General features: G+C 40.7%; 18 protein-coding genes and 1 tRNA gene. 13 read left to right on the top strand and 6 right to left on the bottom strand.

Translation table 11 applies throughout. The features are described 5' to 3' along the window. The first annotated feature begins 39 nt into the window (after nucleotides 1-39). Entirely contained in the window at nucleotides 40-240 is a 201-nt protein-coding gene (locus tag DW938_RS06285) for a hypothetical protein (protein ID WP_118124235.1), read from the top strand. 104 nt (nucleotides 241-344) lie between these two features. Continuing rightward, a complete protein-coding gene (locus tag DW938_RS06290) occupies nucleotides 345-1,958 on the top strand; it encodes a recombinase family protein (protein ID WP_118124236.1) in 1,614 nt (537 codons plus the stop codon). A gap of 135 nt (nucleotides 1,959-2,093) precedes the next feature. Here DW938_RS06290 and DW938_RS06295 read toward each other — a convergent pair. Continuing rightward, nucleotides 2,094-2,177, bottom strand: a tRNA-Leu gene (locus tag DW938_RS06295). A gap of 97 nt (nucleotides 2,178-2,274) precedes the next feature. Then, a complete protein-coding gene (locus DW938_RS06300; RefSeq protein ID WP_181981559.1) occupies nucleotides 2,275-2,586 on the bottom strand; it encodes a thioredoxin family protein in 312 nt (103 codons plus the stop codon). A gap of 373 nt (nucleotides 2,587-2,959) precedes the next feature. On the opposite strand from DW938_RS06300, the gene DW938_RS06305 reads away from it, so the two are divergent. The 5 genes from DW938_RS06305 to DW938_RS06325 all read left to right on the top strand — a co-directional run bounded on the left by DW938_RS06305 (nucleotide 2,960) and on the right by DW938_RS06325 (nucleotide 8,237). Then, nucleotides 2,960-4,027, top strand: coding sequence for an ABC transporter ATP-binding protein (locus tag DW938_RS06305; protein WP_118124237.1), 1,068 nt, complete (start codon nucleotides 2,960-2,962; stop codon nucleotides 4,025-4,027). A 17-nt stretch (nucleotides 4,028-4,044) separates the two neighbouring features. Continuing rightward, nucleotides 4,045-4,821 carry an ABC transporter permease gene (locus tag DW938_RS06310; RefSeq protein ID WP_118124238.1) on the top strand — a complete coding sequence of 259 codons (777 nt, stop codon included), beginning with the start codon at nucleotides 4,045-4,047 and terminating at the stop codon, nucleotides 4,819-4,821. A 25-nt stretch (nucleotides 4,822-4,846) separates the two neighbouring features. Beyond that, nucleotides 4,847-5,899 carry an ABC transporter substrate-binding protein gene (locus DW938_RS06315; RefSeq protein ID WP_118124239.1) on the top strand — a complete coding sequence of 351 codons (1,053 nt, stop codon included), beginning with the start codon at nucleotides 4,847-4,849 and terminating at the stop codon, nucleotides 5,897-5,899. Nucleotides 5,900-5,916: 17 nt separating this feature from the next. Further along, complete coding sequence (locus DW938_RS06320) at nucleotides 5,917-7,407, top strand: aryl-sulfate sulfotransferase (protein ID WP_117856430.1); 1,491 nt, start codon at nucleotides 5,917-5,919, stop codon at nucleotides 7,405-7,407. A 161-nt stretch (nucleotides 7,408-7,568) separates the two neighbouring features. Then, complete coding sequence (locus DW938_RS06325; RefSeq protein ID WP_118124240.1) at nucleotides 7,569-8,237, top strand: redox-sensing transcriptional repressor Rex; 669 nt, start codon at nucleotides 7,569-7,571, stop codon at nucleotides 8,235-8,237. Nucleotides 8,238-8,285: 48 nt separating this feature from the next. Here DW938_RS06325 and DW938_RS06330 read toward each other — a convergent pair whose 3' ends face one another. Next, on the bottom strand, nucleotides 8,286-8,876 hold the full coding sequence (locus DW938_RS06330) for a hypothetical protein (protein ID WP_117856428.1): 591 nt from the start codon (nucleotides 8,874-8,876) through the stop codon (nucleotides 8,286-8,288). Nucleotides 8,877-9,087: 211 nt separating this feature from the next. Then, entirely contained in the window at nucleotides 9,088-9,846 is a 759-nt protein-coding gene (locus DW938_RS06335) for a phosphotransferase (RefSeq protein WP_022288440.1), read from the bottom strand. Nucleotides 9,847-10,334: 488 nt separating this feature from the next. On the opposite strand from DW938_RS06335, the gene adhE reads away from it, so the two are divergent. From adhE to udp, 5 genes are all read left to right on the top strand, one after another. Then, complete coding sequence (gene adhE / locus DW938_RS06340; RefSeq protein WP_117898028.1) at nucleotides 10,335-12,953, top strand: bifunctional acetaldehyde-CoA/alcohol dehydrogenase; 2,619 nt, start codon at nucleotides 10,335-10,337, stop codon at nucleotides 12,951-12,953. Nucleotides 12,954-13,234: 281 nt separating this feature from the next. Then, nucleotides 13,235-14,731, top strand: coding sequence for an FAD-binding protein (locus tag DW938_RS06345; protein WP_118124241.1), 1,497 nt, complete (start codon nucleotides 13,235-13,237; stop codon nucleotides 14,729-14,731). Beyond that, nucleotides 14,728-15,567, top strand: a complete 840-nt coding sequence (gene nadC / locus DW938_RS06350) for a carboxylating nicotinate-nucleotide diphosphorylase (RefSeq protein ID WP_022288437.1) — start codon at nucleotides 14,728-14,730, stop codon at nucleotides 15,565-15,567. The genes DW938_RS06345 and nadC overlap by 4 nt, the downstream gene beginning before the upstream one ends. Nucleotides 15,568-15,629: 62 nt before the next feature. After that, nucleotides 15,630-16,184, top strand: coding sequence for a DUF3592 domain-containing protein (locus tag DW938_RS06355; protein ID WP_022288436.1), 555 nt, complete (start codon nucleotides 15,630-15,632; stop codon nucleotides 16,182-16,184). A gap of 20 nt (nucleotides 16,185-16,204) precedes the next feature. Next, nucleotides 16,205-16,993 (top strand): uridine phosphorylase, encoded by a 789-nt coding sequence (gene udp / locus DW938_RS06360; RefSeq protein WP_118124243.1) that lies wholly within the window; start codon nucleotides 16,205-16,207, stop codon nucleotides 16,991-16,993. A gap of 41 nt (nucleotides 16,994-17,034) precedes the next feature. On the opposite strand, the gene DW938_RS06365 is transcribed toward udp, so the two are convergent. Both DW938_RS06365 and DW938_RS06370 read right to left on the bottom strand, forming a co-directional pair. Beyond that, the gene (locus tag DW938_RS06365) at nucleotides 17,035-17,658 is read right to left on the bottom strand and encodes a pentapeptide repeat-containing protein (RefSeq protein ID WP_242992423.1); all 624 of its coding nucleotides are present in this window, start codon (nucleotides 17,656-17,658) and stop codon (nucleotides 17,035-17,037) included. A gap of 1 nt (nucleotide 17,659) precedes the next feature. Beyond that, nucleotides 17,660-18,412: a glycerophosphodiester phosphodiesterase family protein gene (locus tag DW938_RS06370; protein ID WP_118124244.1), complete on the bottom strand. Its 753-nt coding sequence runs from the start codon at nucleotides 18,410-18,412 to the stop codon at nucleotides 17,660-17,662. Nucleotides 18,413-18,609: 197 nt separating this feature from the next. Here DW938_RS06370 and DW938_RS06375 point away from each other — a divergent pair, with 197 nt between their 5' ends. Beyond that, nucleotides 18,610-19,830, top strand: coding sequence for a peptidylprolyl isomerase (locus DW938_RS06375; protein ID WP_118124245.1), 1,221 nt, complete (start codon nucleotides 18,610-18,612; stop codon nucleotides 19,828-19,830). Nucleotides 19,831-20,039 lie beyond the last annotated feature (209 nt).

Raw genomic sequence — 20,039 nt, forward strand, 5'->3', positions numbered from 1 at the left:
AAGCATAGCCTGTCACCACTGTAGTCAGCAGTTTGGACTATGCTAATATCATACCAAAGAAACGAAAGCTGTTGCTCCGGCAGCATAACGCAAACTGAGGATAAGTATATCAAAAGTCGTTCCGAGATCATTGACGGAATTGTTTACAACATCAACTCGGTGTTTGATATGACCTCAAAATCCACAGCTGAGGACAAGCTGAAATATTTGCTGAGATCCGCCGCTGAAAAATTATCATAAATTTATAGATTATCGCTGGACTTTCAGAATCGATTGTGATATACTATCTGTAATCTCAATCGGTTTGACAGAGTCCGCATAATGGACGGAAAGAGAGGTTAATAATGTCAGACACGAATAAGATAACGGCTTTGTATTGCAGGCTCAGTCACGAGGATGAGCTTGCGGGAGAAAGCAACAGCATTTCAAATCAGAAAGATATACTTCAAAAATATGCCGATGAACATGGATTTTACAACACCGCGTTCTACATTGACGACGGGTACACGGGAGTAGATTTCGAACGTCCTGCATTCAAACGCATGATAGACGATGTGGACAACGGCAGGATCGGCACAATAATTACAAAGGATCTCTCAAGGCTTGGTCGAAATCATCTGCACGTAGGATTATACACAGAGGAATATTTTCCGCGCAGAAATGTCCGCTATATTGCGATCAATAACAATATTGATTCCGATAATCCGGATTCCTCCGCTGTCGATATGGCGGCATTCTACAACATTTTTAACGAATTCCACGTCAAGGATACAAGCAGAAAAATTAAGGCAAGCTGTGTAATAAAATCCGAAAGAGGGCAGAGAGTCGCTTCACGTCCGCCTTACGGTTACATGAAATCTCAGGAGGATCACAACAAAATTCTGCCCAATCCCGAAACAGCGCTGGTCGTAAAATATATTTTTCAACTATGCGCTGATGGCTTGGGTCCGGCTCAGATCGCGCACAGGCTTGAGGAAGAACAGATATACACTCCTGCGATGTACGAGTACAGTCAAACGGGAAATGTTATTTCTAACTTTGATACAAGCTATCCCTACCGCTGGAATCCGACCGCAGTTGCAAATATTTTGGAGGACGTCAGCTATCTCGGACACACTTGTAATTTCAGGTTCGGCAGAGCGTCATACAAAGACCATCGGAAATTAAAGCTGCCCAAAAGCGAGCACAAGCTGATTGAAAATACTCATGAGCCGATAATCGACATTAATATATGGGAGATAGTTCAGCGACTCAGGCAGAGCAAGCGTAGGTTCACAAGGAGCGGAGAGAAAAGTATTTTTGCCGGAATAGTCTTCTGTGCGGACTGCAAACAGAAGTTATATTTTCACAGACACGCAAGAGAGAAGTCTGAAAACTGGAAATTTATCTGTTCTTCGTATCGAAAAAATAGTCGGGAACAATGTACCATGCACGGTATTAAGGAAAGTCATCTCAAGGAAATCGTACTGCATGAAATACGGAATGTGACTGCGTTTGCGAGAGAACGTACAGATGATTTTGCTGAGTATATCAGTCGGGAGTCAAATACTGCTGCTAAAAAAGAGCTGTCCGAAGCTAACAAAAAACTGAAAAAGAGCGAGAAAAGGCTTGCCGAGGTCGGAATAATTTTCAGAAAGCTGTACGAAGATCACGTTCTTGGTACGATTGATGATGATCAGTTCAGAATGCTGTCGCAGGGATACACTGATGAGCAGAATCAGCTTAAAGCGGAAATATCAGACTTGAAGCATACGATGCAGGAGTTTCAATCCCAGACGGCTAACACCGCAAGATTTGCTGCGCTTGCTAAAAAGTACACAGATATTACAGAATTAACTCAGGAAATCTTACACACGTTTGTATCGCGCATCGAGGTTCACGAAAAGCTGAAAGACGATAACGGCAGTATCACGCAGGAAATCGATATTTACTTTACTCATATCGGAATTGTAAAGTAGACAAAAAGAAAACGGAGAGCATTAGTCTGAATAAATCAGATGACTCTCCGTGATACATAAGTTTAGGGTCGTTCCCTATTTGTGCCGCGATAATACGAGCTTTTCGAGGTGTGCATCTATTTTATTGCACAAGTATGGTGCGGGTGACAGGACTTGAACCTGCACGGTGTTGCCAATAGAACCTAAATCTATCGCGTCTGCCAATTCCGCCACACCCGCATACAAAACAACATTATTATTTTATCATAAACTCCCTACTTTGTCAAGACCTTATGCTCAAAAAAATGCCCGATGCTCAAAACATCGGACTGTTTTTTTATAATCTCTTAATATTGTCAAGAATTATCAGCTTGTGTGTAAAACCCTCAAGCTTGTTTTTGATATCACCGTTCTTTATAAAAAGGAGTGTTGGCAATGCTGTAACGTCATATCTCTTCGCAAGATCTGGCTGAGAGGTGATATCACACTTAGCTATGATAGCGGTTTCTCCAAGCTCTTCTGCAGCTTCGTTAAGCCCTGCCTCTGTTCTTTTACAGTGTACACAGGTAGGTGAGTAAAAATCTATAACAAGCGGTTTGTCTGCTGATATCAGCTCGTTGTAATTCTGGTTTGTCAGTTCTGTAAGCATTTTTTTATTTCCTCCAATATATATTATATTATTCATATAGCTTTACTATGAATATAGTGATTATATCACTATTTACGCACTTTGTCAAGAGTATTATCAAACATTTCTGTATATCATATTTCTCATATATGTTAGTTATGAATAAAATGTACAACAATAATAAAGTATTCCTATCATATATGTATGATTTCACGAAAATCATTCATAACTATTGACATTTCCATAAAATCATGTATAATAAAAACATACTAATCATATCGACTTGATATGAATTGAAAGTGAGGAGCTTAAATTGTCAAAGATCAATAAGCGAATGCAGCGATGTTGACACTGGAACTATCACAGCAATATATCTAAATTGGAGTTGTCAGCTATGTATATAGAATTAAAAAACATTAATAAAAGCTTTGGCGATTTTAAAGCTTCGGATAACGTAAGTTTTGGTATTGAAAAGGGAAAGCTTATCGGTCTGCTTGGACCGAGCGGCAGCGGTAAAACAACTATCCTGCGTATGCTTGCAGGTTTGGAAAAACAGGATAGCGGCGATATTATTATAGATGGTAAAAATGTCAACAAACTTCCATCAAATGAAAGAGGTATCGGATTTGTTTTTCAAAGCTATGCGCTCTTCCCTTTTATGACAGTTTACGATAATATAGCTTATGGTCTGAAGGTTCAGAAAAAAGATAAGAAGTTTATTAAACAACGTGTGGCTGAGCTTCTTGAACTTGTTGGCTTACCTGACGTTGGCAAGCGTTATCCTGATCAGCTTAGCGGAGGTCAAAGGCAGCGTATCGCTCTTGCAAGAGCACTAGCACCTCAGCCTGAACTCCTTCTACTTGACGAACCTTTTGCAGCTATCGACGCAAAGGTAAGAAAAGAACTGAGAACATGGCTTCGTGATACTATTGATAAAATAGGCATAACAAGCATTTTCGTTACACACGATCAGGACGAAGCAATAGAGGTCGCAGACGAAATTGTTATCACAAACAAAGGCAGAGTTGAGCAGATAGGCAATCCGGTTGAGATATACCTTGAACCTAAAACTCCTTTTGTTGCTCAGTTTATCGGTCAGTCAGCTATTATCGAGGATTACAGCAAACTAAAGGGTTTTGAAGTTACAGAAAATAATGCCTCAGCTATAATCCGACCGGAATTTATTGAAATAAATAAATTTGAAGACAGCGAGTATCACCAGTTTGAAAGCTCAATGGAGGATGCCATTGTGGAAGAAGTTTCATTCAGAGGAAACGCCTTTGAGGTTAAAGCTTCCATAGACGGTATCTCAGTAACAGGCAGATATCCGCTGAACGCTTCCCGTCTGAAAAAAGGTGATAAGGTAAAAGTACTTATCAAGAAGCTTTACACTATTGATGAAAACACGACAAATATTCTCGTAAACAAAGCTCTTGATGACTCAGAGCTGTACTATATTTAATAAGGAGGACATTAAAGATGGAAAATAATAAAACAAAGTCCTCTGCTATACAGAAGATACTAAAATGTGGCATCATATCATGGGTAGCAATAATTGCCCTTTGGGGAATAGGATCTTTGAAATATGATGAATATTTTCTTCCAAGCCCAAAGGAAACGATCGACAGCATGAAGGAACTTATCAAAGACGGAACTCTTTGGAGTGACATTGTTGCAAGCGTCGGAAGAGTAATAAAAGGCTGGCTACTTTCAATAATTTTTGCTGTTCCTATGGGTCTTATTGTAGGAAATTTCAGACCTGTACGCTGGCTCGTTGAACCTATACTTAGCTTTTTCAGATTTGTGCCTGCTATTGCATTGACGACACTCTTTCTAATGTGGTTCGGAGTAGGCGAAGAATCAAAAGTCGCACTTATTTTCTACGCATCATTCTTTCCCATGTTCGTAAACACTATAGCGGGTGTGGCTTCAACTGATAAGCAGCTCGTGGAAGCAGCTTCCTGCATGGGGGCAAAAAAAGCAAGAGTTTTTTTCACAGTAGTTGTACCATCAGCGGTATCTAATATCTACACTGGAATAAGACTAGGACTTAGCTCAGCTATCATCTGTGTTGTGGCAGCTGAAATGCTGGTCGGCAGTGATGGCCTTGGTTATCTTATAAACAGCTCGAAGCTTTATTACAAAACAAGCTGGGCTTTTGCAGGAATCGTCACACTTGCTGTGATTGGCTTTGCTGCTGACAGGCTCCTACAGTTTATTGGCAAGAAAAAACTTAAACACTTTGACGTAAAATAATTAATTTAACAGGAGAGATTTAAAAATGAACATAAAAAAGATAATCGCAATATTAGCATCGACAGCATTGACTGCAACTCTTCTTGCATCATGCGGTAGTTCATCAAGCGGAAAAACCGCAAAGAAGGTTACCAAAGACGGTAAAGAGCTTAGCGTTTTGAGAGTTGCGAACATGACAGGTCAGCCAGATCAGTATGCCGACTATATCGGTATGGAGCAAGGAATATTTGAGAAATACGGTATATCTCTCGAAACATCAGAATACGCTGCCGGCATTAACACAGTTGACGCTATTGCAACAGGCACAGCAGATACAGGACTTCTTGCAGATTTTGCTGCTGTAAACAGAATTGGAAATACTCTCGATAACACTAATCTTGTGATTTTTTCAGATCTAAGTTCTAGCGTTTCATATAACGGCGGTCTTTTTGTTGCACCAAAATACAAAGATGATCTTGATGCTTTAGATGAAAGTGAAGGATGGATAACTTCTATTGGAACAGTTTCAGAATACTTCAACTGGCAGGCTCAGACTTATTTAGGACTTGACCCGTCAAAGCAGAAAAACGTAAACACAGATTCCATATCAACTCAGATAGCAGTTGCACATAACGGTGAGGCATCAGCCGCTATCGTTACAGGCTCAGCTATAAAAAAATATGAAGCAGAGGGCTGGACTCAGGTCGCATCCGCAAAAGATATAGGGATAAACGTATCTGCTTATCTTATAACATCAAGCGACTTTGCAAAGAACAATACTGAAACTCTTACGAACTATCTTAAAGCACTTGATGAAAGCGTTAAATACATAAATGACAACTTAGATGAGTCGGCTGAAAAAATATCAAAGAAATATGGAATCGAACCAGATGATTTCAAAACAAACTGGGAACAGTACAGTATTAAACTGGGACTTTCTGAGGAAGCTGCATCTCATCTTGATGAAATAAATAAGTGGGCGTATGAGAATGGTAAATATTCAAACAATTACAACATAAGGAAATTTTATTATCCAGACTCAGCAAAAAAAGCATTTCCATATAACGTTACGGCAGACCTGACAAAAGCAGACAAATAAACAAGGAGGAATCAGACATGGGTTATCCAAGCATTTATCCAACAGGAGTTACAATATACAACAAAGAAAAAGCCTACAGCGGCTATACGATCTTCCCGTCCGCTAAAGGTGCTCTGCTCATAGATATGAATGGCAATGAAGTAAAGCTTTGGGCTGGGCTTGGAGGATTTCCTAACAAAATACTCCCAGGCGGATATGTAATGGGCACAACAGGAGCAAGAGGAGGTAAATATGCATATCAGGATCAACTTGATCTTGTTCAGGTAGACTGGGACGGTCATATCGTATGGAAATTCGACAAAACTGAACTTGTTGCCGACCCGGGTAAGGAACCGGTCTATATGGCTAGACAGCACCATGATTTTCAGCGTGAGGGCAGCACTGTGGGTTACTATTATCCAAATGGCGAGCCAAAGACAGACAGTGGCAATACACTTATCCTTACTCACGAGAACCTCTACAACCACGATATTTCAGACAAAAGACTTATCGACGATAAGATCATCGAAGTGGATTGGGAAGGCAATATAATTTGGAGCTGGCGTGCAAGCGATCACTTTGATGAGCTTGGCTTTGATGAGGCCGCAAAGAACGCATTGTTCAGAAACCCCGGTCTTCACGGTGAGGCAGGTGGAGATTGGATGCACATAAACAACTTCTCTACCCTTGGCGAAAATAAGTGGTATGACGCAGGCGACAAACGCTTCCACCCAGACAATATCATATTTGACGCAAGAAACTCAAACATACTCGGAATTATCGAGAAATCAACAGGTAAGATAGTATGGCGTGTAGGCCCTAACTTCAACGAAAGCGAAGCCACAAAGAAGCTTGGCTGGATAATTGGTCAGCACCACCTGCACATGATACCAAAGGGACTTCCTGGAGAGGGCGACCTGTTGGTATTCGATAACGGTGGCGAAGGTGGCTACGGCACACCTAACCCTGCTTCCCTCACAGGCGTGAACAATGCACACAGAGATTACTCAAGAGTACTTCAATTCAATCCTGTTACACTTGAAATAACATGGCAGTACACTCCCCTTGAAGCAGGAAATCTGCTTTTTACTGACGCTTCTAAGTTCTATAGCTCATACATCAGCTCTGCACAGCGACTTCCGAACGGAAACACTCTTATTACGGAAGGTTCAGATGGACATCTTCTTGAGGTCACACCTGACCATGAAATAGTTTGGGAATTTGTAAACCCTTATTTCAAGAATTTTGCTGGAACATTCAAAAGCAACATGATCTACAGAGCTTATCGTGTACCATACGAGTGGATACCACAGCTTGAAAAGCCTGTTGAAACCTCTATCGAGCCTATCGACATTACAAAGTTCAGAGTACCGGGTGCTTCTATTGGCGAGGGTACAGGACTTGTTACAGCCGTTGACGGGATCGATCCAACAAAAGGAGTTCCTCTCACAGGTTCAGGAAATGAAGAAGATGATGAAGAACGCATCGACTTCTGTGTTGCTTCTGTAAAGAAAAAAGATCTAGAATAAAATTAATGTACATAAGGCAGCTTCTGTAAAACGAGGCTGCTTTTTTAAGACCGCATAGAGTTTACAAGTCCTTGACAAAAGAAAAGATTAGTGCTATTATATTATGTGATATTGTTATTTATTTATCAATCATGTTTATTAGTAAAGGAAAGTGTAAATATATGTCTAAAGACGGTTCGATATCCGCATCAGTAATAAAACGACTGCCACGTTATTATAGATTTTTAGGTGAGCTTCAAAAAGAGGGACTTGAAAGAATATCTTCAAGGGAGCTTTCTGAGAGAATGAAGCTCACGGCTTCACAAATAAGGCAAGACCTTAACTGCTTTGGCGGATTTGGTCAGCAGGGATATGGCTATCACGTTGACGAGCTTAGAATGGAAATAGGCAAGATACTCGGAGTAGACAAGCATTTCAAGACCATACTTATCGGTGCAGGAAACCTCGGTAAAGCTATCGCCACACATATTAACTTTGAAACAAGGGGTTGTAATCTCATAGGCATATTTGATATAAACCCTAAGCTCACCGGCGAAGTAGTAGGAAACATACCGATTCGTCACACTAATGATATAGAAAGCTTTTGCGAAGCAAACTCCCCTGTTGTAGCTGTGCTTTGTATACCGAAAGCAAACACTCAGGCTATTGCAGACCAACTTGTTAATCTTGGTCTGAAAGCGTTCTGGAATTTTTCACATTATGATCTTAGCATCGACTATGAAAACATAGTTGTGGAAAATGTCCATTTGGGTGACAGCCTGCTTACACTTACATATGCAACAAATATCATCACAAGCACTGATGCTGACAACAGCGAAGAGATCGAATAAAAAAATCACACCAGAAAATTCTCTGGTGTGATTTTTTTATATAAAGTATTAGCGAACTGTTTTAACCGCGGCTGTTTCAACAACTGCAGCAAGATGGTCGTTAACCTCTTTGCTCTGATAGTATTCAGCAAAAGACTCAGTTACTTGATCTGCCCATGACTCTGTAGATTGAGTTTTAACATCCTCGGTATTGATTTTTTCAGCACTTCCTGTTTCATCATCAAGAACGTAAAGCTTATCTGATGCGACCTCGGCAGCGACAGTTGCCACCTTTGTCAACACATCGTCATTTTTATCATATATAACAAAAATGTAACAATTCTTTTTGTTCACAGTCTTAGTGCCTGTATAGCCATAAAGCCTTTTTGTTTTTTCAGCCAAAGGGTATATCTCCTTGCAGACATCTACGACCTGATTAAACGAATCAACAGCCTCATCTGGTATCTTTTCAAGAGTGCTTCTGTCAGGGAGTGAAGTAGTTTCGTCTGGCACTTCATCAGAAACCTCTGTCTGAGCTGTCGTTACGTCATTATTTGTAAGATTAACATTATTTTCTGTTTTATTATCGGCATTTTTTCCACAAGCCGGGAAAGCAAACATAGTGCAAACTATAGCAACAGCTATCATTAGCTTTTTCATATTGATCCTCCGAATAACCTCTGTAGTCCTAAATCATTATGTCATATTTCAACAGTTTCACATTATATCACATGAAAATTACTCTGTAAAGAGATTATAAAGAATTGTAACAAAATATCCCGATTATGACGAAACTCATAATCGGGATAAATCATTTTTTAGCTATTTGCACAATAAGAGGTTACAAATTTGTTACAACCTGACAAAAAGACTAATCGTAATCTACAACGTCGATCCACTTCATGAGCAGATCCTTCTCCTCTGGTTTGCCCTTAATGAGCTGTGCTGCTGCAACGATCGGCAACCAAGCCTGTACATACTGCTTAGATGTTCCGCTCTTTACGCAATACTTATCAAGATAAGCCTCAGCAAGATCAGGATTGTTAAGGCAGAACAGCAGGTATGTTCTTGCAACGTCAGCAGAAGCATTGCCTTGTCTAGCAGAACCCCAATTGATAACATAAGTACCTTCGTCATTGATGATAACGTTCTTTGGCTCAAAGTTACCATGGCAAAGCTTGATGTGCTTTGGCATTGAATCAAGTCTTGTGAGAAGCTCATACTTCTTTATCTCGTCGATCTGACCAAGAGTCTTGATCTGTCTTGCCATCTTATCTTTCAGCTTTGAAAGAAGTGGCATATACTGAGCGTGTATCTCGCACTGAATGTCGATAAACTGGTTAAGATATGTGTCTTTCTTGTCTGGATTTTCGTCCATAAGCTGCTGAAGAGTCTTACCTTTTATAAAGTCCATTGTAATAGCCCATTTGCCGTCGATAACGGAAACCTCGTGAAGAACAGGCATTTTTATAAAGGAATTGCCAAGTGTTGTTTCAACTCTTGCGTGTGTAAGAGCCGCATACAGACACTTTTCCTTGTATTCAGGCTTCTTATAGATCCTGACTGCCATTCCATCAGATTCATAAACATCATAGATGTCGCTGGATGCTACAAAGTTATCAAGTTTCATAAGTCATATCTCCTTTTATTTTAAAATATGGTATTAAGTCGAGTTTCAGAGTATACATTGATTTTTCAACAGCCTTATTGTGTAAAATTACCTTTACATCTCCGTGCTTTCTATGTATCTCTGTTATGTCTATATTATACTACAGATTTTCTAAATGTCAAGCACTTTTTCGTTATTTTCACAACTGTTTTATTTTTGTTTAGTTTTTATCTTATATTTATTAATCTCTTTCCAGGCAGCATATATGATAAATTTTTATCAATCTGATTTTAATTGTGCAGTTTGACGGTCATGAATTGTTAATCTATCATAAAACAATGTTCAATATTTATGTATATTGCATAATAAAGTGACGTAAAATATCAAAAAAGCTGTAACTTTATAAGATTGACAAAAAAATAACAATCGTATATAATATAACTAAGATAAAACCCGAGCGGGGGTTATCAAGAGTAAAAACAATAATTAATTTATTGGAGGTTTATTTTATGGCAAAGAGTGAAGCTAAAACAGTCGGCATCGTCGATACAGAGGAAGCTCTGACTGCTAAGATCGCTGAAGTAAGAGCTGCGCAGGCAATCTTCGCTACCTACACACAGGAGCAGGTAGACAAGATCTTCAAGGCTGCTGCTATCGCTGCTAACAAGGCAAGAATCCCACTTGCAAAGATGGCTGTTGAGGAAACAGGCATGGGTATCGTGGAAGACAAGGTTATCAAGAACAACTATGCTGCTGAGCACATCTACAATAAGTACAAGAATGTTCAGACTTGTGGTGTTTTTGAGGAAAATAAGGCTTACGGCACAATGAGAATTTACGAGCCTATCGGTCTTATCGCTGCTGTTATCCCAACAACAAACCCAACTTCTACTGCTATATTCAAGACACTTATCTGTCTTAAGACAAGAAATGGTATCATAATCTCACCACACCCAAGAGCAAAGAAGTCAACTATCGCTGCTGCTAAGATCGTTTATGATGCAGCTGTTGCAGCAGGTGCTCCAAAGGGTATCATCGGTTGGATCGATGTTCCTTCTCTTGAACTCACAAACATGATCATGAGAGAGTCTGACACAATCCTCGCTACAGGCGGTCCTGGAATGGTAAAGGCTGCTTACTCATCTGGTACACCAGCTCTCGGTGTTGGTGCCGGTAACGCATCAGCTATTATTGATTCTTCTGCTGATATCGTAAACGCTGTAAACTCTATCATTCATTCTAAGACATTTGATAACGGTATGATCTGTGCTACAGAGCAGACAGTTATCGCTGATAAGACAGTTTACAACGATGTTAAGAAGGAATTCATCAAGAGAGGTTGCTACTTCCTTAATGATGAAGAGGCTGACAAGATCAGAAAGACAATGCTCATCAACGGTGCTCTTAATGCTAAGATCGTTGGTCAGCGTCCTGTAACTATCGCTAAAATGGCTGGTTTTGAAGTTCCAGAGGATACAAAGGTACTCATCGGCGAGGCTACAAGCACAGCTCCAGAAGAGGCTTTCGGTCACGAAAAGCTCACAACTATCCTTGGTATGTACAAGTCAAAGAACTTTGACGACGCTCTTGACATCGCAGAGGCACTTCTCGTAAACAACGGTGGTCTTGGTCATACTTCAGTACTTTGGGTAGATAACATAAACGAGAGAGAAAAGCTCAATAAGTTCGCTGCAAGAATGAAGACTTGCCGTCTTATCGTAAACACACCTTCTTCACTCGGCGGTATCGGTGACCTCTACAACTTTGACTTTGCTCCTTCCCTCACACTCGGCTGCGGCTCATGGGGCGGCAACTCAGTTTCTGAGAACGTTGGCGTTAAGCACCTGCTGAACATTAAGACAGTCGTTGAGAGGAGAGAGAATATGCTTTGGTTCAGAGCACCTGAAAAGGTATACTTCAAGAAGGGTTGTCTCCCTGTTGCTCTTGACGAGTTGAAGACTGTTATGGGCAAGAAAAAGGCATTCATCGTAACAGACCAGTTCCTTTATAAGAATGGTTATACAAAGGCTATCACAGATAAACTCGATGAAATGGGTATTCTCCACGAAACATTCTTCGATGTTGCTCCAGACCCAACACTTGCTTGCGCACTTGAGGGTGTTGCACAGTTGAGAGCTTTCGAGCCTGACACAATTATCGCTATCGGCGGTGGTTCTGCAATGGACGCTGGTAAGATCATGTGGGTTCTTTACGAGCATCCAGACGCTGACTTCTTCGATATGGCTATGAGATATATCGATATCCGTAAGAGAGTTTACACATTCCCTAAGATGGGTGAGAAGGCATACTTCATTGCTATCCCAACATCTTCTGGTACAGGTTCTGAGGTAACACCTTTCGCAGTTATCACTGACGAAAAGACAGGTACTAAGTATCCTCTGGCTGACTATCAGCTCATGCCTAACATGGCTATCGTTGATACAGATATGATGATGTCTGCTCCAAGAGGTCTGACTTCTGCATCAGGTATCGACGCTCTGACACACGCTCTTGAGGCTTATGCATCTGTAATGGCTACAGATTACACTGACGGTCTTGCACTGAGAGCTATGAAACTTATCTTTAAGTATCTGCCAGATGCATATGACAACGGTCAGACAGACGTTAAGGCTCGTGAGGAAATGGCTACAGCATCTACAATGGCTGGTATGGCATTCGCCAACGCATTCCTCGGTGTTTGCCACTCAATGGCTCATAAGCTCGGTGCTTATCATCACCTGCCACACGGCGTTGCTAACGCTCTCCTTATCACAATGGTAATGAGATACAACGCTGACCCAACACCTAGAAAGATGGGTACTTTCTCACAGTATCAGTATCCACATACTCTTGAGAGATACTGCGAGTGTGCACATTCACTTGGTATCGTTGGTAAGAACGATGAGGATACACTCAACAAGTTCATCGACGCTATCGAGGCACTCAAGGAAAGAGTTGGTATCAAGAAGACTATCGCTGATTACGGCGTAGACGAGAAGCACTTCCTTGAGACTCTTGACAACATGGTTGAGGACGCATTTGATGACCAGTGCACAGGTGCTAACCCAAGATATCCACTTATGAGCGAGCTTAAGGAAATGTACCTCAAGGCTTACTACGGCAAATAAAATTTGCTGACAAAGCAATTTGCAGAGTGACTAATATTTGATTATTAGTTGATCTATAATAAACCTCCGACTGCTTGTTCCCTTTTGGGAGCAGGCAGTCATTTTTTTGTTAAGTTGCACTTAAAATAATTTAAGGTATGTGCATTATATATGCAAATAACAGTTGAAAAAGGGAAAAATATATGGTATAATGGAATAAGTATAAATTATTTCAGAGCAATATCTGATGTGATTTTTACATAACACTTGGCGACACTCCGCCATATAAAGAGGTTATAAATATGAACAACAAAAATTATGACGTTATTATCGCTGGCTGCGGTGCGGCAGGTCTATATGCAGCACTTAACCTTTCCCGTGATTTAAATGTACTTGTGCTTTCCAAAAGAGAGCTGACCTTGTGTAACTCTTCCCTTGCACAGGGTGGAATTGCAGGCGTTTATGACAATCCAAAGGACTCGCCTGAATATCACAAACATGATACATTTGTAGCAGGCGGATTTGAAAATGATCCTGAGTCCACTCAGGTCCTTGTTGACGAAGCCTATATTGACATCGGAAAACTCATAGAGCTTGGCGCTGACTTTGATAAGTGTCCTGATGGATCTTATCACCGCACTCTCGAAGGTGGACACGGTATGAACAGGATTTTTCATCATGCCGATACCACAGGTCTGGAGATCGAAACAACTCTACTAAGAAATGTTCAACAGCTAGATAATGTTGAGATACTCGAAAATGCCGTTATGTGCAACGCAAAGAAAACCGAAACAGGTTTCTCCATTCTTGTGCTGACTAATGACAACGAATATACGACATATAATTGCAGATACGCCATTTTTGCAACCGGTGGAATTGGCAGAGTTTACGAATACACTACAAACTCCGCTATCGCAACAGGCGACGGCATAACTATTGCTCATGAGCTTGGAGCAGAGATAAAAAACCTCAGCTATATCCAGTTCCACCCAACAGGCTTTAACAACAAGCACACTCGTGAAACTTTCCTTATCTCTGAATCTGTCAGAGGCGAGGGAGCTTATCTGAAAAACTGCAACGGCGAAAGATTTATGCAAAACTATGATGATCGTCTGGAGCTTGCACCAAGAGATGTTGTTTCTCATGCGATCATGGCTGAAGCCAAGAAAACAGGCTCTGACAAATTCTATCTTGATATCACTCACAAAGACCCTGAGTTTGTCAGAAACAGATTTCCTATGATAAATGAAAAGCTTCTCGAAGCAGGTTATGACATGACCAAGGATATGATACCTATTTTCCCTTGTCATCATTACCTTATGGGCGGAATAAATGTTGATACATATGCAAGAACTAACATTGACAGGCTTTATGCCTGCGGCGAATGTTCACATACAGGTGTTCACGGCAATAACAGACTTGCAAGCAATTCACTACTTGAAGCTTTGGTATTTTCAAGACGTGCTGCGGCTGACATCAATGAGAAGATAAAATCTGACAGCGGTGACCTTGAAACATACGATTTCAAGATAGACAATGAAGCCCCGCACATTCCTCATGGCATAAGAACAGAGATAAGAGATATAATGCAGCGTGCATATTTCGTTATCCCTGATAAGGAGGCTTTGCCGCCTGATCTTGAAGAAGTAACAAAGCTAAAAAATTTCCTTTGTGACGGTAATTTCAAAATAGACAGAGATTATGTTGAAGCAAGGTCTCTTACAACTGTCGCTTATATCGTATTAAAGGACGCTATCGAAAAACTCAAATCCAAAGAAAAAATGGAGGAAAACAAATGAGATTAATGCAGTTTCAGATCGACGATATCATTAAAACAGCTCTGCTGGAGGATATCAACTATATAGACGTTACAACGGATTATCTTGTTGACGAAAATTCAGTTTCAACAGCAAAGTATGTTTCAAAGGACGAAGGCGTTCTTTGTGGAATTGATGTGGCAATGAGAGTTTTTCAGCTTCTTGACAGCAATGTTAAATGTGAGATATTTATCCATGACGGTGAAAAAGTCAAGAAAGGCGACATTATCGCAAGAATAACAGGCTCAACAAGAGCCTTGCTCAAAGGCGAAAGAACGGCACTGAATATCGTTCAGCATATGTCAGGCGTTGCAACTGCAACAAACAGATGCGTTGAGCTTGTAAAGGGTACAAAGGCGTCTGTTGCGGATACAAGAAAAACGCTTCCAGGTCTTAGAGTTTTGCAGAAATATGCAGTTACAGTAGGCGGTGGAAAAAACCACAGATACAATCTTTCAGATTGCGCAATGCTAAAAGACACTCACCTTGACGCATATGGCAGCATGACTGGTGCGGTAAACGCTCTTAGAGAAAAAATGGGGCATACTGTCAAGATAGAAGTTGAAGTCGGAAACCTTGAAGAACTCAAAGAAGCTCTTACACTTGGCGTTGAGATAATCATGCTTGACAATATGACAAATGAAGACATGGCAAAGGCTGTTGAAATGACAAATGGCAAAGCACTTTTAGAAGCTTCAGGAAACGTGACCTCTGAAACAATCCGTGCAATAGCTGAAACGGGCGTTGATATCATTTCTATCGGTGCTATCACACACTCAGTCAAGGCGTTTGACATTTCAATGAAAATGGAAAAGTAAGATAAAACAAAAGCCAACGCCATATTAAGGTGTTGGCTTTTATGCTTAAATGGGGGAAAAATATGCGTTATTACAAAAGATCTCATGTGCATTACAGCAAATCAGCAATGAAAATAATAGCGTTAGTTTTCATGTTGGTTGGCGTGACATTTCTTGCAGTTGGAATAGGTTTTGCAATACACCAAACTCAACTCAAAAACAGATGTACTCTTGAAGTCAATGCTATAATATCAGACATTCTCAGCAAAGATGAACGACATGAGAACGATGACGGACACGTATCATATAGCACAGTTTACACACCAGTGTATTCATATAACGTTGACGGACAGCTCTACACCACTCACAGCAATACATATTCCAGCAACATCAGATACAGAAGAGGACAAACGATCCAGATATTCTGTGACCCTGACGACCCTGAAACGTTTTATGCACCAAATGATACAACCAATACCATATTAACAGTTGTTTTCTGTGGATTAGGCGGGCTGTTTGCGATTATAGCAATAGTGCTTATCATAGTGCTTATACATATAAAGAAAAAACAGAAATCCGGAAAAAATTTTGCAGAAAATGAATTATACGAAGAAAATAATTATCCATACGACGAATAATTCTGAGAGGAGGAATTTTTATGGCAAGCATTATGGACGGTGAAAGACAATTTCACATCAGAACTATCCCTGATGAAGTGGGCAGATATGTTATTATGCCGGGTGACCCTGGAAGAGTGCCAAAAATAGCGGCACTTCTTGATGACGCAAAGCAGGTGGCTCAAAACAGAGAATACAATGTTTATACAGGCTATCTTGACGGCGAAAAGGTAACTGTGTGCTCGACCGGTATCGGTGGACCATCTGCGGCAATTGCAGTGGAGGAACTGGTAAAGTGCGGTGCAGACACATTTATTCGTATCGGTACAAGCGGAGGAATGGATCTTTCCGTTAGCGGTGGCGACCTTGTTATAGCTTCGGCGGCTGTCCGTGGCGAAGGTACGTCAAAAGAATATCTCCCCGAGGGCTACCCTGCTGTGGCAGATTTCACGGTCACAACTGCACTGGCAAAGGCAGCGGCTGAACTGTCAGAAGATAAGCTTGGCAAGCGTTATCATGTGGGCGTTGTCCACAGCAAGGACAGCTTTTATGGAGAAGTAGAGCCTGACTCAATGCCTGTGAGCGGCGATATAAATTACCGCTGGGACGCATATTTAAGGTGCGGCTGTATGACTTCCGAAATGGAATGTGCCGCAGTTTTCTCAGTAGGTATCACAAGACACGTCCGCTGTGGAGCTGTTATAACAGCTATATGGAACGTGGAGCGTTCAAAGGCAGACCTTGAAGACAATGTGAGCGACGACACCACAAGAGGTATCCACTGTGCAGTGAACGCTGTGAAAATACTGATAGAACAGGATAAAAAGTGATAAAAAAGCCGCTGTGACGTTTATTGTCATAGCGGCTAAAATTATTTTATTCTTATTCCAAGGAGCATTGAAAGCTCCACAGCTTGATTGGCTGAAAAAACAGCGTTTCGGAGTTCTCTGAATGTATCAGAAACGCGCAGTCCACTTACAAGACAGGTAGAAAAATCAACGCCGCCGAGAGCCGTTCTGAAAAATGATGTGCCGAGATATTTACTTCCGCTTGTCTTAAACGCTTTTAAATTGCAGGAAACAAGCTCAGCCGAGGACATATCACTGTTTTTCACCTGGGTTTCAGACAGCTTGCATTTATCAAATATGGCATATCCGCAGTTTGAGGATTCAAAGGCTACACCTTGAATGGAGCAATCCTTGAACTCTGCGCCAACGAGCTTGCAGGAGCGGAACTCACATCTGCTGAGGTAGGATGAGTCCAGTGATGAATTTGACAGATCGCAGGATATGAACGTCACATCAACGAATGAGGAACGCTCAAAATCGCAATCGGTAAAGGTGCAGTTTTCAAACATACAGTTTATAAATGACAGGCAGGAGAGATCTTCGCTTTCAAGATATTCTCCGCTAAATTTACAGCCTGAAATATCGCTGTCAGTGCGTTTGGCAGTACGTTTGACTTCGTTAAGGTCGCACAATGGAAGGTCTTGCATCTTATTCACAGCTTTCCTCCCAATTGTCAGAAAAGTCAAAATCATCTGGAAACTGCTCCGCTATAACTGTCTTTGAAAACTGTGAAGCAGTTTCTATAAGATCTTTGCCTCTTCCCGTCCATGTGAGCAGGTCTGCGTCGATATCGACAGCCTGAAAAGCAGTTTCAAGGCTTATAGATCTAAGGTCAGCTGCAATGAACTGAGGCTTTGAAATAATTCTCCAGATAAACGGCTGAGCACAAATGAACCTTTCGATATATTCAAGGTCTATATTCTTTCTGTATTTTGAGATAAGCTGACCCCTTGTGACTTTTGGTGAATGAAACCTAAACCACATCACTGAGAACGGGTTAAAGCTCTGCACTGCAAATTCGCCTTTGTATTTCTTCATCATATGGTCAACTCGGCTTTCAAGCTCACCGAATGGTGCACCGCCTTTAAGCTCAATAAGAAGTGGCACTTTACCGTCAACAGTTTTCAGCACCTCAGACAGCAGTGGTATCTTTTCATCACTGTTTTTAAGTTTAAAGGCAGAAAGCTGTTCATATGTGTAATCAAACACTTTGCCCTCAACGCTGCACATTCTCATAAGGTCATTGTCATGGAAAACCACAATGCGGCAATCCTTTGTTAGACGTACATCAAGCTCGATAGAAAGACATTTTTCAACCGCAAGCCTGAATGCGGTAAGAGAATTTTCAGGAACAAGTTCTGAGTGAAGACCTCTGTGAGCAATATATTTGCCAAAATCCATATGGGATACCTCTTTTCATATTAAAGTCATTTATATTATACTCTCCCAGACTTAGATTGTCAACTATATCACGCTGGATAATATATATTTCATTCACAGAAAGTTTAAGAATTATCACACAGTATCATCACAATAATAAGATATAATTGAATTTATGTTATTCAGAGGATTTTCTCTCAAAGGAAAGGACAATTATTATGATAAAGAAATTAGCCGCTGTTACAGCAGCTCTCACAATAGCTATTTGCAGCTTTACTTCATGCAGCAAAAATAACGACAGCTCATCAACCGTATCTTCCACAGCGGATTCTTCTGTTTCAGCTGTTGACAGCACAACTGAAAAACAAACACCTGAGCCGTCCCTTACAATTGACGGCAAGTCCATTGATACTAAGAACTTTATCGTTTGCACCATTGACGGCAAGGATATTGATTTTGATACTTTCAGATACTACTATTATTATACTATAAGCAAGTACACTTCCACTTACGGAGCTACCCTTGACACTATCAAGTCAACTGACGGTGGTTTTGAGCTTCTTATGGAGGATGTTATCACTGCACTTAAGCAGGAACTTGTTGCACCTGAGCTTGCAGAAGAAAACGGAATTGAACTTACAGACGATGACAACAAGACAATTGATGACCAGATAGCTAAAGCAAAAGCAAACTATGATTCTGATGAAGCTTATCTTAATGACCTTAAGTCAGCTTACCTCACAGAGGATCTTTACAGAAAAATGCTTGAAACAGCTACTATCTATACTAAAGTAAACGATACTCTTTTTAAGAATGACGGCAAATATGCAACAAAAAAAGAAGACTTTAGAAAAATAGTCAAGGATACAAGCGAGTATTGCCGTGAGATTCACGTTATGATCCCTTTCTATGCACAGGTAGATCTTGATGACAGTACTGCTGACAGTTATGACAGTATGTCACTTTCAGACAAAGCGAGCGCAAAGCAGTCAGCTTATGCGAAGCTTGATGATGACGGTGTAAAGAAAGCTAAGGAAAAGGCTAAGAAGCTTGCAGAAGAAGTTCTGAAAAAAGCTCAGGACGGAGAAGACTTTGACAAGCTTATTGAGGAGTACGGCTGGGATCTCGGTCTTGAAGATCCTTCAACAGGATATTATTTCAATAAAGATACGACTGGATATCCTGAGGAGCTTGTAAAAGACGCTTTCAAACTAAAAGAAAACGGCATTTCCACTGAACTTACAGAGAACGACACATATGGATATTTCATAATCAAGCGTTTGCCGGTTGATATGGATTATGTAGAACAGAACATAGACGATATGATCTATTCATATGATACACCTGCTATCTCAAAGCTTTACAACGAAAGAATGGACAAAATGGAAGTCAAGTATTGCGACCAGTGGGACAAGATAACTGCGGACAGCATAACCTGATGGATCATGGTATGATTAAAGAGCCTGAGCAGATCTCAGGCTCTTTTTATGCGTTTTTGTGATTGACGTGAGAGTGAATATCTGATATAATAAAAACTGAGGTGATCTTACGGACAGGCTGAAATTTCAAGATGCTTGTGATAAAATCATAGGCAAAAGCCGTGAACGCAACGGCATCGGAACTCTAGGCGAGAAAACGCTTCATGCTG

This window comes from Ruminococcus sp. AM43-6, from assembly GCF_003461785.1.
Taxonomy (GTDB): Bacteria; Bacillota; Clostridia; order Oscillospirales; family Ruminococcaceae; genus Hominimerdicola; species Hominimerdicola aceti.